We start from the raw sequence: 14,891 nt of genomic DNA on the forward strand, positions 1-14,891 counted from the left end.
CTCTTTTATTTGTGGTATGATGAAAAAAATGCATGTAAGAGGATGAGTACAGTGGCAAATTATTTAGATGTGAAACGAAAACACTTCCGTTTTCCTGCTTATGATGATACAGACGGTGTGAAGCTTCAATCCGAGCATCGCCCCGCATTCAGTAAAGCAGATGATTGGATTTTAACCGAAATCAAAGATCCCGTGAGTCATTCTCACAAGGAAGAAAATCAATCTTTGCAGCGTAAAGTGCAGTCCAGCCAACGCGATCGAGGGCACAATGTTCGTCAAAAAGAAGAGCTTGCCAATCACCGTGCCAACTTGCCTCAGTACGGAAAACGTCCGGTGAAAGAGCAGATGCCGACAGGAAAAACCAATTTTTTTGGCAAAGAAGCGAACCATTCTTCTTATCAAGTGACTAGTAAGAAGGAAAAAGCTGAGGTTCCTGTTTCTTCAAAAAAAGAATATTCGGGACGCTCTTACTTCGTGCCTAAATATATTCCTGCATCAATTATTCCTGATGAGCAAAAACCTGAAATTACGCCGAACGATTTGATGGATGCAATGGCAAAAAAACAAGAAAGTTATTTGTTATTTGACACTGAACCAGCAGCTTACCAAGTCAAAGAAGAAAGCGATCCAACCGTCAAAAAATTCAATCGCCACCCCTCTGTTGGGATGACACGCAGCGAGTTTCGCGCCAACAATAAAAAAAATGGTGAGAAAAAACGGTCCGTTTTAGATCGATCATTAAAAGGAATGATTGAAGACGATCAACAAGAAGAATCTTCAAATGGCTATTTTCGTTCTAAATAGCAGAGACAGTTACTCTTAATAGAAGTAGTCCTTTGAGCATAACGATGAATGATTTCAGCTAGATGGCGAACATCTAGCTGTTTTTTTGTGTGCTGAAACTGCCGATTTCACAAAATACTTAGTCGAATTACATTTTTCACCGACTGAGGAATATTCTGATTTTACTAAGCAATAGTGTGGGCTATAGAATAAAGTGAAACGATCAAAACCATCGTTATTTATAATGTTTGTTATTTTAATTGGCGATTTCTTTTGTCATTTAAAATCGATGGCAGGATTGTGGTTTTCTGATCAGCCGTAATTGAAAAAAGGAAGCAAGCGTCCTGATGGTTATAGCTGCTCTTTGGGAAGGACTGATCCATGATCGATTTCAAGGGAAAGATACGCTGAAAGGTGGGGCATCAACAAATGAACAAGAAAAAGAGAAAGGTATATTTCACCATCATTATTGGCTTACTTGGAGGACTCTACTTTTTTTCAACCATGAGTGTGTTTTCTTCAAACATTTTCTTTGCTGCACAGCTGGAGGAAGAAACGGTTGCGAGTGACCCATTCGAACCGATACGAGAGAAAGAGGCTGAGGGAAAAGTTGCCATTTATTTTGATGAATCAACGAAAGCCGGGACTGTAGGAGACATGTTACTAGTTGCGTTTCATACGGGCCGTCCCATTAGTGAAATAGCGATCCGGTTGCCGCAATCTGCGGTTTTTGTTGAAGAGGAGTTGCCAAAGGGAGTCAAAATTACGTCAACCACTGAAGAGAATGGTTGGAAACTAACGACTGATATCCCTAGAAGTGATTTTTTGGTTCCATTGGTAGTTGATACAGCAGGGGCGTTTCCATTTGAAGTAGCAGAATCAATGATAATACTTGAAATAAAGGAAGCACGGGAGACAAACCCTACGGATACACAAGAGGATGCGCTAACCGATTCGAGTGACTCCACTGACCAATTCGATCAAGAGGACAAAGAGGATCAATTACCAAAAGAGAAGGAAATAGAAAGCCAGATTCCTGACGAATCAGAGTCAGATCCTGGCAATCTATATCTGTTAGGCGACGACGTAAAAAAGAGAGGGGTTGCTAACTGGGTCGAATTTATGGCTGCAATGGTCGATCCGACGGTCAATTATATTTATTTGACAGCCAGTTTTCAAACGAACGATAATCCTCGTTTAGGCATTACGGGAATTGACGGCTGGAGCAGCAGCGCCAATCCTAATGGCGGATTAGCCTATGTTTATATCAATGCCTCGAGAGTTTCAAGAACGTTAATCATCGATGGTCTTGACACCTTTCAGATGGATCTTAGAGCCGTAGCGATCTGTTTCCGCGATTCGAGTGTCAATCCTGAATCCCCATGGGACATTACCTTGCAAAATTTGGAACTTTACCATGGAAACTTTTGGGGGGCAATTGAATATCATGATTTGAACATGTCAAATCAGCAGCGTTCAATCATTCGGTACCACAATCTCAACCATACTGGCAATCAGTTGTTTTACGGGTTGCACTCTCGAGCCAGCTTTTCTGGACATTCGGTTTCACACCAAACGCCTAGATATACATCAGACTTCAATGCTTCTTGGATGATTCACTCGAACACCCAAGCGAATTTTGAAATCAACCAAATCGAGCTTCGTGAGGGAGCAAACGTCGAAATGTCGACGATCAGCTCAGGAAATCTTGATTTTTATAATACGAACGCGCGTCTCATACTAGGGAATAATGCCCGACTATCATTAAATGCCAACGGTTCAGCTGGCGAAGCAGGCGGCGCCAATATTCGCTTTGTCGCTGGCAATGGACGCATTGAGTTAGGAAAAGGTGCGGAATTGGCATTAAATACACAAAACAACAGTCCGGCAGTCATCACATCAGGCACGCCCCATGATATTCGCTTAATGGAAAAAAGTCGCTTGTCAGTTACTGCTACAAACCGAACGTTGTATAGTCATATTTTCTGGTTGAGTGCCAATACTCATGTAACCTTAGAAGACAGCAGCACCTTAGAGGTTGAAGCAACAAATCAAAATACAACCGCAAATATCTTCCACTTCTCTGGCACGACTGGCAATCTCAACGTAGGCAAAGATGCTACCTTAGATATTCGTACGGACAGCCCACAACCTGTCCAACGCCTACTTTTCTTTAGCGGTGCCAACAATCCCGCAAGATTGACGATCGACGATGCCAAGCGTGTCAATTTGCAAAGAACCCGCCCGATAACGACCACAACAAATGGTCTAATTGAAGGGGGAGGAATCACTGCAAAGAATCAGGCGATTCGCCAGTGGAGGCATGGAAATACAGGAGATCCATCTGATTTTCAGTGGCAACCGATTCTGTCCATGACTGCGGCGATTTCCGGAACCAACACCAATGTGACCAATGTATCTTCACTGAATGAGGAAACAAGTCGAGGGTTTGCCTCGCAGTTTGCTTCTCGTTCACAACGTCTATTATTTGAGAGAATCCCAGACATCACGGTGACCATCGATCCTTTGACAGAAGATAGAACCTTACCTAATGCCTATACGATTTCGGGAACCGCCAATCCTGGTAGCTACCTTCGATTCCAAAGAGAGGGACTGATGCCAGAACCGACGCTTGAAACGACAGTCGATAGTGCTGGCAATAGCACGTATTTTCACACCCAAGCGGATGAAAACGGGCATTATTTACTTGATCTATCTGATTTAGAACCTTTCCAGTATTTTACTCAAGGTGAGGTGGTCACCGCTCAGGCATTTCTTGATGGCAAATGGGCAGAAGCATCAACCACTGTGGAACCCATTGGTGACGTAGACCCAAAAGATCCCCTTGATCCTGATCAACCGATTCTACCTGAAAATCCACCCTTGATACCAGAAAATCGCGGGTTTATCAGTATAGACTTTGTTTCACAATTCGATTTTGGTACAGTACCGATTCGCTCGTCGACAAGCCGCTATCCGGCGCGTCCGCAACGAATTTCTTCAGTGGATGATCATGAATCAACCGAACGACCAAACTATATTCAGGTTTCCGATCGTCGATTTCTCCCAAATGGCTGGACCTTGAGTGCCCGATTATCTGAGGAAGGGTTCGTAAGCACGGATGCGTTTAAGCACTATTTAAAAGGAGCGAGTGTGCATTTGAATAATATTGAAATGGTCACCTCTAAAGAAAATCGCTCTGAAGCACCAGACTACGTTGAAGCAATTGAGCTAGGACCGCAGAACCAAGTGATTGCACGTGCCAATGAAAATCAAGGGACGGGTACTTGGATTCAACGCTATGGAAACGAGCATACCATGCAAAAAAGTGTCGAGCTGGAAATCCCTATTGGCGCGAGGCCGCAAGCAACAAGTTATCAAGGAACCCTTCGTTGGGAGCTGAGTTTCGTACCTGGTGCTGACGAATAACCCCTTGGAAAACAAGTAAGCATGTTCTGCAATCGTGAATATGATCGAACACTGTAAAAGTTGCTCAGACAAAAAGAAGTCCAGTTGCCATTGGACTTCTTTTTTGTCTGAAACAGACGAGCGGTGGTTTAAACTGCTTTTCCCACTTTGGTGGATATGCTTTTCGATCAATAGAAGAGAGTGAAACCACAGGCAATGGACCAATGAGCAAAATCATGACATGGTAGTGATCAATGAAATCACTTAAGCACTATATCTTCCCCAGTATAAATTTTATTTAGCTATTTTAGTAATTAAATCCTGCTCAAATATTTTAATTTTCGCTTGCCTTTTGATATGCTAAGAACAAGGGGGAATCAAAGATGGAAGTTGATCTACAAATGCTGGCGATGATTTTCTTTATCAATCTCGCCTATGTTACATTGAACACACTGCGATTTTTATTGACAATGAAAGGGTATCGCGTGATTGCCCCATTAGTGAGTATGATCGAAATCACGATCTATATTTTAGGCTTATCTATGGTATTGGATCGTTTGGATAACCCGCTGAATCTCTTATTCTATGCATTAGGTTATGCTGCAGGAGTCAGTATTGGTATCAAAATCGAAGATAAGCTGGCTCTGGGCTATACAATGGTCACAGTGATCCTACCTAGTAATACGGATGAGGAAAAAAGTTTGCCTAAGATCTTACGACAAGAAGGCTACGGAGTTACACAAAGTTATGGAGAAGGCTTAGAAGGGCCACGACTGATTTTAGAGATTCTTTCCCAAAGAAAAAGTGAGAAAAAGCTCTATCAAACCATCAAAGCGGTGGAAGAACGAGCGTTTATCATCAGCTATGAACCCAAGTATATCTCAGGTGGATTTTGGACCAAAAAAATCAGTCGCCGAGAAGCAAAGTTGAAAAAACAAGCACCTGTTGATTGAAGAAACTCAGTCAGCCGTGATTCATTTGAGAAGAATAGCAGAGTAAAAGACAGGGAATTTATTGATGAGAGGAAGCGTAAGGTGTGGAAAAGAAAGCAAATGGTATGATGGCGGTCATCGCTGCCCTGATCTCAAATATTTTGGTGGCTATTAGTAAGTTTGTCGGTTATGCACTAAGTGGCAGTGCAGCCATGTTGAATGAAAGCATTCATAGTGTCGTGGATTGCAGCAATCAAATCTTTTTATTGATCGGGGATAAACGGGCAACAAAGGGCCAAAGTGAACTGCATCAGTTTGGAGAAGGTCGGGCGAAATATTTTTTTAGCACGATCGTTGCGATGATGCTCTTCTTTGGTGGGGGCGCCCTCGGTGTGATGGAAGCGGTAGAAAAGCTGCTGCATCCTGCCCATGAAGTTGGTAACGCTTGGTTGGTGATCGCTATTTTGATTTTCGGGATGATCGTTGAAGGAAGTTCGTTGTGGATCGCGATCAAGGAGATCCGCGAACTGAATGTGGAACGTCAACCAATCTATCGTTTTTTGAAAGAAAGTCGACATAGTGAGATTCTGATCATTTTCACAGAAGACTTTTGTGCAATGATCGGCCTAATGATCGCACTATTTGGTACGATTTTAACCATGATTACGGGTAACGCATTTTTTGATGCCTTCAGTGGTTTATTGATTGGTCTTTTATTGATGGTAGCAGCCATTTTCTTAGCCCGCGAATTTTACAGTCTACTGATTGGCGAAAGTGTCACAAAACGGGATCTAGCAGTGATCAAAAGAGCATTTGAACGGCCAGATGTTGATCGCTTGATTGATGTTAAAACGGTGCATTTAGGACCATCAGAAATTTTGATTGCGGCAAAAGTTGATATTGCCTCGAAACAAGAAGAGGTCGGCTATGAGATCATTAATGAGATTGAAGCCGAGATTCGACACCAGATGGCAGATAAAAAAGTCTATATTTATATTGAGACAGATGAGTATGACCCTCACTATATGGAGAAACGCCGTAAACTTGTGCGACCTTCCCACTGATTTAGCTAGAATAAAGCAGCTTTTTTTGATACAATAGACAAGGATTATCACATAGTGAAGGAGATTTCAAAATTATGATCAATGCAAGTGACTTAAGAGCTGGAATGACATTCGTTCAAGACGGCAAACTTATCAAAGTATTAGATGCTAGCCATCACAAACCAGGTAAGGGAAATACGGTTATGCGTATGAAATTACGGGACGTTCGGACTGGTTCGACTTATGATACAACCTTCCGTCCAGAAGAAAAATTTGAAAAAGCGCATATTGATACGAAAGCTGTACAATATCTATACACAATGGATGATACAGCATTCTTCATGGATCTGGAAACCTATGAACAATATGAAATTCCAGTTGAAGTGGTAGAAGAAGAAATGAAATTTATTCTTGAAAACATGGAAGTAAAAATCCAATTCTTCGGAAGCGAAGTAATCGGCGTTCAACTACCATCAAGCGTAATCTTAAAGGTTGTTGAAACACAGCCGTCGATCAAAGGGGCGACTGTGACTGGTTCAGGCAAGCCAGCAACGATGGAAACTGGCTTAGTTGTCAATGTTCCTGACTTTGTTGAAGAAGGCGAAATGCTAGAAATCAATACAGCTGAAGGTACCTACTTAAAACGTGCGAAATAAGAAAAAAACCGCGACTTGTTCGCGGTTTTTTCTTTTGCTCTGGAGGAGGGATCAAAAGTGAATCATTTCCCGTCTGCCAATGATTTTTGTAAGGGATAAATACTATAGGGTTTACTGATAAAGTAGGCGACGGAGCAGACGATCACAAACAAGGGCAGATTTTCAAAGCCAAAGACTTCCCCACCGATAAAGATCGGTGCAAATAAAGTGCTAGTAGCACTGCCAAAGACACTGGCATAGCCTAGGGCTGCCACCAGTTCGATAGGCAGTCCGAAGAGCGGTGCCAGCACGACACCCAAAGAGGCGCCGATCGCAAACAAAGGGGTGACTTCTCCGCCCAAAAAACCAATACTGATAGTCAGTACAGTTAACACCATCTTAAGCAGCCAGTCATAAGAATAGATTGGTTGATTCGTGAAACTAGCGCTGATCAAATTCGTGCCTAAACCTGAATAACGACCATGATACAAAAGGACAAAAAGTAAGACTAGCACGAGTGAACCGATGCCGATGCGCCAGAGAGGATGAGGAAAGCGTCGTTTCATGATCCGTTTCATCGTTTCTAATAATCCCGCAAAGCTGCCACCAACAATACCAAATAGTAAGCCAATCAAAAGTAATTTCAGAAAAACAGCCAAAGTCAAATCGGGGGACGGTGACAAAGCAAAACTAAATTTTTCTAATCCTAACAATTGAGAAGTCGTACTAGCGGTGAAAGCAGCCAGCAAAGTTGGTAAGAGTGCATGATGACTGAATTTACCGATGACAAGTACCTCCAGTGCGAAGAACGTCGCAGCGATCGGGGTTTCAAATAAACCAGCAAATCCCGCAGCCATCCCAATCATGATCAGGGTGCTGGCGTACTTTTCTAGTCGCAGCCATTTTCCTAAGCGATTGGCGATGGTGGCACCTAACTGAACCGCAACCCCTTCTCTGCCAGCGCTTCCTCCAAATAAATGCGTCAGCCAGGTTCCCACCATTACAAAAGGAATCAAGCGCAACGGAATGTCTTTTTCTTCTTCATGTCCGACTAAAAACACTAAATTCATTCCCTGAGGACTTCGGTCACCGTACTTTTGGAACAGGTAAGTAAAACAAATGCCGATAATGGGTAAAAAGAGAATCAAGGACAAAAAATGACTATCACGAAAGGCGCTTAAGGAAAGTAGGATCTTACCAAAGAAGGTGTCGACGGCTCCAGCGAATACGCCAATAACCAGACTGACCACACCTAAAGCAGTCAGTTCCCAATAAGTTGTTTTTTGTTTCATCATTTCTATCACGATCCTTTAAAAAGAATATAGGAACAATGCTCCTGCAAATACGACGACCTAGTGAAAATAAAAAAATGACTGCTACACACTAAAAAAAGTGGTAGAAGTCATTAGCAAAATTGCGGTTTCAGTAAGAACTGAGGGAGACATTCATTCCCGATTAGCATCAATATTATCTGATAAAACCCTCCTTTTGTCAATGGATGTTTGTTGTGAAAAGCAATTCATCTAACACTTATCTTTTCTACATAGTTATGGTAAAATTAATCTCATAAGAACTTATATGGGAATTGAGCGCCTTGAGGATAATTGGCATGAAAAGGGATGAAAGGACGATCCTTCTACTGTTTGACCAAGGGTAAGACAGTGAGTAGTGAGGAATCGAAGAGGAATAAAAAATGGTTGCATTTATGACGAGCGAAAAATGGCTGCAAAGTGAGCGTTTTTATTATGTGATCCTACCAATTCTCATGGTAGTTGGTCTGATTGCGTTATTAGGGTTCCTGATGGTTCTGCTTTATCGAGAAAACCGCAACCCAAAAGTGACGCTATTGCTTGGCGGCATAGTCGTTACGTGTCTATTAGGTTTTTTTATTGGGGATCAAGTGTATGGTGAATTCAAAACGTATAATGCGCTGATCACACCGAATATCCGAGATCGCGAAAAGATGTTTCTAGGCTATAAATATTACGAATCTGATACTACAGCAATTTATCAGCGCATCCAAAGCAATGAAGCGATTGAAACTTTAGGAATCTATCAAGCAATACCGGTGGAACGGGAGATTGAATTTCTTGGTTCTGCTCATAACTCCGTATATTTTAAAATGGGCGCCCAGGTTTACTATGCTCGCTATCAACCGACTTTTGTGGATGAGGAAACAACTGCTAAACTGCAGGGGGTTCAATACCATTTGACTGATCCTTCCTTTAAAACAATTGGTTTCTATTCCGAAACCAACAACTATTTAACGGCAATTACGATTCCAAAGTCCCAAGAAACCCTCGAATATCAATCCGTTGATTCTGTGATCCCGAAAGAATTTGGGAAAAGTCAAACCCAATGGGCGTTACCGAATAGGAATGAATAACGATAAAAAAACTACCTAAGTCACGAAAGAAAGCTCCCTCAAGAAGGAAACTTCCGTGCGCAGGTAGTTTTTTGCATGCTTGGTCAGAGAACATTGCTTTTCCTATGACTGATCAGGTAGTCCTCTTTCTTTTTGCGAGGCAATTTTTTGAAGGCGGCTTCTGCTTGAGTGGCTTTACTGCGAGTGGAAAAGCTTTCCGCATGGATCATTTGCAAGGGTCTGCGACTAGCGGGACGGGTATATTTTGCCCCGATCCCTTTGTTATGCTCTAATAAGCGGCGACTCAAATCGGTAGTATAGCCGCCGTAAAAGGATTGGTCGTTGCAACGTAAGACATAAAAGTAATGGTTGTCAGCAGCCATAGAGCATCGCCTTCACTTCTGGACTATAAGAGCCCGTTTCATCATAGGTAATGAGAGGAGAATCAATTTTAAACCCTTCCGCCTTACCATCCTTGATTCCTTCAATCAATAAAATATTGGCCTCTTTGCCTACTTTCGGATAGACGAAGCGGACTCGTTTTGGCGCGATTCGATGGGTGCGCATATGGTCCAAAATATCGAGAAAGCGATCCGGTCGATGAACCATCGCAAACCTTCCATTCATTTTTAACGCTTTACTGGCGGTTTGGATCACTTCATCTAAATTTGTGGTGATCTCGTGCCGGGCGATCGCTAAATAGGGATTCGGGTTTTTGATCGCCGTCGGTATATTTTTAAAGTAAGGCGGATTGCAGACCAAAAGATCGACGGAATCAGGTTTGATTTTTTGAAAGAGATTCTTCAAATCCATAGGATAGACCGTCAGCTGTTCTTGCAAGTCATTTAATTCGATACTGCGCTGCGCCATATCCGCTAAGCGTTCCTGCAATTCGACCTGATAAATATGAGCAGTCGTTTTTCTGCTGATAAATAAACCGACTGCGCCATTCCCTGCACAAAGGTCAACGATCACACCTCTTTTTGGTACTCTAGCGTAATTGGCTAATAAGACAGCATCTAATGAAAAAGAAAAAACTTCGGAACTCTGAATGATCTTGATGTCATCGGCATACAATTGGTCAATGCGTTCGTTCGGTTGCAACATGAAGCATACTCCTGTTCTAAATTCATTTCAATGTATTATACTACGATTAAGAATAATGGGAAACGCTAAAAAAGGCTTGTCATTTAAACCGTTTTTTTGCATACTTGAATAGGAGAGAAATAGAAAGGAAAATGAGTATGTTTTTTCGCTTTATGCGCGGTGTGGTTCGCGTAGTATTATTTTTGATCAACGGCAATGCTCGTTATCAAAACAAAGAGGTTTTACCTAAAAATGAAAACTATATTTTAGTGGCTCCTCACCGAACCTGGTGGGATCCATTGTACCTAGCAGTGGCTGCTCGGCCAAAGAAATTCAGTTTTATGGCGAAAGAAGAGCTGTTCAAAAACCCGATTTTACGGTTCATTTTGATTCATGCCAATGCTTTTCCAGTCAAACGGGACAAACCAGGACCGAGCGCGGTAAAGACGCCAGTCAAAATCTTGAAGGAAACCGATCTTAGCTTGATCATGTTCCCAAGTGGTACGAGACATGCAACGGCCTTAAAAGGTGGCATGGCGTTGATCGCGAAAATGGCCAAAGTCAAGATCGTTCCCTCTGTTTATCAAGGACCGCTGACATTAAAGGATTTATTTAAACGCAAGCGAGTGACTGTCCGTTTTGGGGAGCCAATCGATATCAGTGACATCAAAAAGATGGACAAAGAGGGCTTGGCGGAAGTGGAACGGCGCATCCAAGGTGCATTTGACACACTGGATCAAGCGATCGATCCGTCATTTGTTTATCAAATCGATGAGTCCAAAAGAGAAGATTAATACCTAAGAAAAGCCGTTGATCCTTTTGTGATCAGCGGCTTTTTTCTAATGATTTAATCCAATAATTCGAAAGCAAATTTGGTCCATGGTTTCAAATATTCCAACAAAGGCAACTCCTCTTTGGGGATAGCGCCGACTTTGTTTTTTCGGGCGTCTTGGTGAGGGGTCAAAACGATCTGCAATTCGTTTTTGTACTGACCAAAGGTATCATTGCCGATAACGATGTCCCCATAAGCAAACGGTTCATGGTTTGTATGAGGGAGGTTTTCGATGGGACGGTATTTCACCCGTGATTGTGTGGACCGAGCGACTAACGCATTACTGTCACCGCGACGAAAATGATTGGTTTCAGCTAATATCCTCCGTTCGATTTCGCTGGCTTCTGCTTCTACGGAAACGCCAAAGGTCAGTTTGTAGCGATCGATCGTTGCCAGAGCTTTCAGTTCTGCATCCGACGCATAGGCATTGCCAATAATCACCGTATCGATCAACCCAGAAGCAAAAAGCAGCTTTCCTTGTAGCGCCAATGGTAAATCGCGACAAGATTCTAAGGTTGGCAGGCCATCATTGACTTCCCAAGGGCCAATTTTGGCTGATTGGCTAGTGATGAAGGCGGCTGTTTTCAACCCATATTTTTTAAAACGTTGACTGCAGTTGCGGAAAAAAGCCTCCGTTAAGCCTGTGCCTCGTTGGGGGTAAAAATTGTGGCAGCCATATAAAAAAGGTTCATTGGCTTGATAAGAAAGGATATTTTCTAAATAGTTCACATCATTACTCATATTCAATTCAATCGCCAAGCCGAATGGATTGAAGGTCAGTTGGGCTTCTTTGCTGCCATCAAACCCTTGATCCAAGCGGATACCGTCCGCACCTAATTCTGCAAAGAAGCTTAGATCGTCATAAGAGATCGCCAGATCACTAAAAACAGCTGGGGAAATATCTAAAATCGTTTCAAACCCAAGGTTCTTGGCAAACCCGATAATCGAAGAGAATTTTTTTCTGACGGTCTCTTTGCCTTCACTGACTTCTAGCATACTCATAAATAAGCGAGAGTAACCAAGGGCAGCAGCTTTTTTTAAATAGTCTTGATCCAGTAAAGGATCGCTATGGTCGGGGTAAATCGAAAGGCCAATTTCTCGTTTCAATGGTTTTCCCTCTTTCTAAAAAAATCGTACGAAGCACCTCTTAGTATCGAAAAATGCTGCTGTGGAGCGCTTCTTCCGATTGTCTTGATGGGTGCTTCGTCCGACCTTTATCAACAAATTATTGTGTGACTGGTTGATTTTCCTTTTCCAATTCGTTTTTGTCATAGATTTTTACGAATGGGTAATAGATCAGAATCGATAAAAGAATCAAAAGAACATTCAGCACGATCGCACGCCAATCGCCGCCAGTCGCTAAGAAAGCACCAATTGGTCCAGGCAATGTCCAAGGGGCATTGACCGTGACGGCATTGACTAAACCTGCTGAGGTGGCGACCCATGCAATGATACCATTGATTAAAGGCGCAATGATGAATGGTGGGATCAAGATTGGATTCAAGACGATCGGTGTACCGAAAATCAGTGGTTCGTTGATGTTGAAAATAGCTGGAATTAAGGCTGTTTTTCCTAGTTTTGAACCGAATTCCGATTTTGTGCGAAAAGCTAACAAAATAGCCAAACCAATCGTTGAACCAGCCCCACCAATCCAGATGAACCATTGATAAAATGGTTCGGCTGCAATATTGGGAATCATATCTCCCGATGCAAGCGCTGTTGTATTTCCTTCTAACAACTGTAACCATAATGGACGAGCCAGTGAACCAACGATAGAAGCACCATGGATCCCGAATGACCAGAAGAAGGTCGTCAAGAAGGTGATCAAAAGCACACTTGGCAAGGTATCTGCGGCACTGACTAAAGGATCGACGACTTTTGCCACGATCGTGTGCCAGTCAAAACCGATATAGTAAGTGATTGCGCCCATTCCTAAAATGATCACTAAAGTGGGAGTCAAGGCTTCAAAAGAGCGAGCGACTGCAGGTGGGACTTGTTCTGGCATCGTGATTTTGAATTTCGATTTGTCCGTTAACCGATAGATTTCAACGGCAAGAATCGAGGTGATGATCGCCACGAACATACCAGCACTCCCTAAATTGGCCATTGGCAAGACAAAACCGACCGTTCCAGCTGCATCCAACGCTTCTGCTGGGATATTGACCGGGGTGAAGGTCAGTAAGAAGGCGGTCGTAGCTAAGATCCCACCTGAAAGACCATCAAGCTTATAAGAGCGAGAAAGACTGTATCCGATCCCGAATGCAGCATACAAGCTCATAATGTACATCGTCATTCGATAAGGCAATAAGATCGTTGTGGCATTGCTAGACAAGAATTGATAGATGCCCCAACTTTGAGGCAGCGGTGGAAAGGCTAAAATCATAAAGAACGAACTGACGATAATCAATGGCAATGTTGAAACGATCCCGTCACGAACCGCTCGCAAATGACGCTGGCTGCCAAGTTTTTCCATCGGTCCTGCCAGATGGCGTTCGATGAACTGAGTGAATTTATCTAACATGGTTTATCCTCCTAAGATGTTTTACATTATTGTTTCCCATGGATTCGGAATGATTTTTCCTAAAATCACGCCTTGGGCTGCCCCGGTTGCTGCAGGGGCATTGTTGACACGGCTGTGAAGAGTTTCATTTCCTAAGATGGCGAAAGCCACCGCTTCTTTGGCATCGTTCGAACCGCCAATGTCATCTTGTGTTACAACGGCTACTGTTTCGGGTAAATAGCCTTTGATCATCTCAATCAGCAGATGGTTATGGGCGCCACCACCTGAAAGAATCACTTCAATATCATTTGTTCCCAACTGAGGGAAAATGAACCGTTGGTAACTGTCAGCAATGGAAAATGCGGTGAAATCGGTTAAAGTCCTCACCAAGTCTTCCGATGCTACTTGGGGATATTCGGTCATTAGCTGCTGCACAAAATGTTTGCCAAATTGTTCACGTCCAGTGCTTTTCGGCGGTTGCTGGGACAAATAAAAATGAGTTCTTAATTCCTTTTGCAAGGTGGGTATAATTGCTCCCGCTCGGGCTGTTTCACCAAACGCATCATAAGGCTGACCGAATAGCTGAACCATTAGTTCATCGATGACCATGTTTCCTGGACCTGTATCAAAAGCATATAATTCGCTTAAGCCACCATTTTTAGGCAGAACCGTAACGTTGCCGATGCCGCCAATATTTTGCAATAAGCGATTTTTATCGTCTGATTGATAAAGCAGATAGTCCGTATAAGGTACAAGGGGCGCTCCTTGCCCGCCAGCAGCCATATCCATCACTCGGAAATCGGCGACGACTTTCGTTTGTAAGCCATAAGCAATAATCGAAGGTTCGCCAATTTGCAAGGTGCTGTTTTTCGCTGGATCAGCATCGGGGGAGTGCCAGATCGTTTGTCCGTGGCTGGCAACAAAATCAATGCTTTTTTCTTCAATACCGGCTTTTTGGCAGAGGATTTGACACGCTTTCAAAAATTGATACCCTAATTCAGTATTTAATTGGCAGATGAGGGGAACATTTGATTCCACCGGATCACAAGCAGTTTTTATTCGTTCCTTCAATTCTTCACCAATGGGCAGTGTGAGCATTTCCATCAGCTGGACGTCAGTTTCGGTACCGCAGCCGTTGATTTTTACTAAAGCAGCGTCGATTCCATCCAAACTGGTTCCTGACATGAGTCCTATTGCAAGCATATCGTTTCTCCTTTCTTTTAGAATAGTGATGAAAGCGATTGTTGAATTCGATTTCACACTCATTGTAAATGAAGTGTAATTATATTTCAAGATATAAATTTATA

General features: G+C 42.8%; 13 protein-coding genes and 1 riboswitch. Of the genes, 7 read left to right on the top strand and 6 right to left on the bottom strand.

The features are described 5' to 3' along the window. Positions 1-42: 42 nt before the first annotated feature. From IGJ12_RS06455 to efp, 5 genes are all read left to right on the top strand, one after another. Complete coding sequence (locus IGJ12_RS06455; protein ID WP_035006818.1) at positions 43-804, top strand: hypothetical protein; 762 nt, start codon at positions 43-45, stop codon at positions 802-804. A 408-nt stretch (positions 805-1,212) separates the two neighbouring features. Further along, a complete protein-coding gene (locus IGJ12_RS06460) occupies positions 1,213-4,212 on the top strand; it encodes a WxL domain-containing protein (RefSeq protein ID WP_430619489.1) in 3,000 nt (999 codons plus the stop codon). A 362-nt stretch (positions 4,213-4,574) separates the two neighbouring features. Further along, a complete protein-coding gene (locus IGJ12_RS06465) occupies positions 4,575-5,144 on the top strand; it encodes a DUF2179 domain-containing protein (protein WP_005236782.1) in 570 nt (189 codons plus the stop codon). Between the two features lie 104 nt (positions 5,145-5,248). Further along, positions 5,249-6,187, top strand: coding sequence for a cation diffusion facilitator family transporter (locus IGJ12_RS06470; RefSeq protein ID WP_034872243.1), 939 nt, complete (start codon positions 5,249-5,251; stop codon positions 6,185-6,187). A gap of 74 nt (positions 6,188-6,261) precedes the next feature. Next, positions 6,262-6,822: an elongation factor P gene (efp, locus tag IGJ12_RS06475; RefSeq protein WP_005229668.1), complete on the top strand. Its 561-nt coding sequence runs from the start codon at positions 6,262-6,264 to the stop codon at positions 6,820-6,822. Positions 6,823-6,884: 62 nt separating this feature from the next. Here the strand turns inward: efp and IGJ12_RS06480 are convergent, their stop codons facing one another. Next, entirely contained in the window at positions 6,885-8,096 is a 1,212-nt protein-coding gene (locus IGJ12_RS06480; protein WP_430619490.1) for a chloride channel protein, read from the bottom strand. Between the two features lie 94 nt (positions 8,097-8,190). Next, positions 8,191-8,263, bottom strand: a riboswitch (Fluoride riboswitch). Positions 8,264-8,494: 231 nt separating this feature from the next. Between IGJ12_RS06480 and IGJ12_RS06485 the strand changes: the two genes are divergently transcribed. Then, positions 8,495-9,187 carry a hypothetical protein gene (locus IGJ12_RS06485; RefSeq protein WP_086338085.1) on the top strand — a complete coding sequence of 231 codons (693 nt, stop codon included), beginning with the start codon at positions 8,495-8,497 and terminating at the stop codon, positions 9,185-9,187. 83 nt (positions 9,188-9,270) lie between these two features. On the opposite strand, the gene IGJ12_RS06490 is transcribed toward IGJ12_RS06485, so the two are convergent. Together IGJ12_RS06490 and IGJ12_RS06495 are read right to left on the bottom strand one after the other, a co-directional pair. Beyond that, positions 9,271-9,549, bottom strand: a complete 279-nt coding sequence (locus tag IGJ12_RS06490; RefSeq protein ID WP_005236776.1) for a GIY-YIG nuclease family protein — start codon at positions 9,547-9,549, stop codon at positions 9,271-9,273. Then, entirely contained in the window at positions 9,539-10,273 is a 735-nt protein-coding gene (locus IGJ12_RS06495; protein ID WP_005236774.1) for a tRNA1(Val) (adenine(37)-N6)-methyltransferase, read from the bottom strand. Before IGJ12_RS06495 ends, IGJ12_RS06490 begins: the two co-directional genes overlap by 11 nt. Positions 10,274-10,410: 137 nt before the next feature. On the opposite strand from IGJ12_RS06495, the gene IGJ12_RS06500 reads away from it, so the two are divergent. Next, entirely contained in the window at positions 10,411-11,046 is a 636-nt protein-coding gene (locus tag IGJ12_RS06500) for a lysophospholipid acyltransferase family protein (protein ID WP_005229679.1), read from the top strand. A gap of 53 nt (positions 11,047-11,099) precedes the next feature. On the opposite strand, the gene IGJ12_RS06505 is transcribed toward IGJ12_RS06500, so the two are convergent. The 3 genes from IGJ12_RS06505 to anmK all read right to left on the bottom strand — a co-directional run bounded on the left by IGJ12_RS06505 (position 11,100) and on the right by anmK (position 14,787). Then, positions 11,100-12,191: a DUF871 domain-containing protein gene (locus IGJ12_RS06505; RefSeq protein ID WP_016613241.1), complete on the bottom strand. Its 1,092-nt coding sequence runs from the start codon at positions 12,189-12,191 to the stop codon at positions 11,100-11,102. A 118-nt stretch (positions 12,192-12,309) separates the two neighbouring features. Then, complete coding sequence (locus IGJ12_RS06510) at positions 12,310-13,605, bottom strand: PTS sugar transporter subunit IIC (protein WP_005236767.1); 1,296 nt, start codon at positions 13,603-13,605, stop codon at positions 12,310-12,312. A 21-nt stretch (positions 13,606-13,626) separates the two neighbouring features. Continuing rightward, positions 13,627-14,787 carry an anhydro-N-acetylmuramic acid kinase AnmK gene (gene anmK, locus IGJ12_RS06515; RefSeq protein WP_194188025.1) on the bottom strand — a complete coding sequence of 387 codons (1,161 nt, stop codon included), beginning with the start codon at positions 14,785-14,787 and terminating at the stop codon, positions 13,627-13,629. Positions 14,788-14,891: the final 104 nt, after the last annotated feature.

It is taken from the genome of Enterococcus sp. DIV0802b (assembly GCF_050543535.1).
Lineage (GTDB): Bacteria > Bacillota > Bacilli > Lactobacillales > Enterococcaceae > Enterococcus_D > Enterococcus_D entomosocium.

Coding starts and splice junctions, on each gene's coding strand:
- IGJ12_RS06510 (WP_005236767.1), bottom strand. CDS start 13,605: ATGTTAGATAAATTCACTCAGTTCATCGAACGCCATCTGGCAGGACCG.
- IGJ12_RS06495 (WP_005236774.1), bottom strand. CDS start 10,273: ATGTTGCAACCGAACGAACGCATTGACCAATTGTATGCCGATGACATC.
- IGJ12_RS06480 (WP_430619490.1), bottom strand. CDS start 8,096: ATGATGAAACAAAAAACAACTTATTGGGAACTGACTGCTTTAGGTGTG.
- IGJ12_RS06465 (WP_005236782.1), top strand. CDS start 4,575: ATGGAAGTTGATCTACAAATGCTGGCGATGATTTTCTTTATCAATCTC.
- IGJ12_RS06470 (WP_034872243.1), top strand. CDS start 5,249: ATGATGGCGGTCATCGCTGCCCTGATCTCAAATATTTTGGTGGCTATT.
- IGJ12_RS06485 (WP_086338085.1), top strand. CDS start 8,495: ATGGTTGCATTTATGACGAGCGAAAAATGGCTGCAAAGTGAGCGTTTT.
- anmK (WP_194188025.1), bottom strand. CDS start 14,787: ATGCTTGCAATAGGACTCATGTCAGGAACCAGTTTGGATGGAATCGAC.
- IGJ12_RS06455 (WP_035006818.1), top strand. CDS start 43: ATGAGTACAGTGGCAAATTATTTAGATGTGAAACGAAAACACTTCCGT.
- IGJ12_RS06460 (WP_430619489.1), top strand. CDS start 1,213: ATGAACAAGAAAAAGAGAAAGGTATATTTCACCATCATTATTGGCTTA.
- IGJ12_RS06500 (WP_005229679.1), top strand. CDS start 10,411: ATGTTTTTTCGCTTTATGCGCGGTGTGGTTCGCGTAGTATTATTTTTG.
- IGJ12_RS06490 (WP_005236776.1), bottom strand. CDS start 9,549: ATGGCTGCTGACAACCATTACTTTTATGTCTTACGTTGCAACGACCAA.
- efp (WP_005229668.1), top strand. CDS start 6,262: ATGATCAATGCAAGTGACTTAAGAGCTGGAATGACATTCGTTCAAGAC.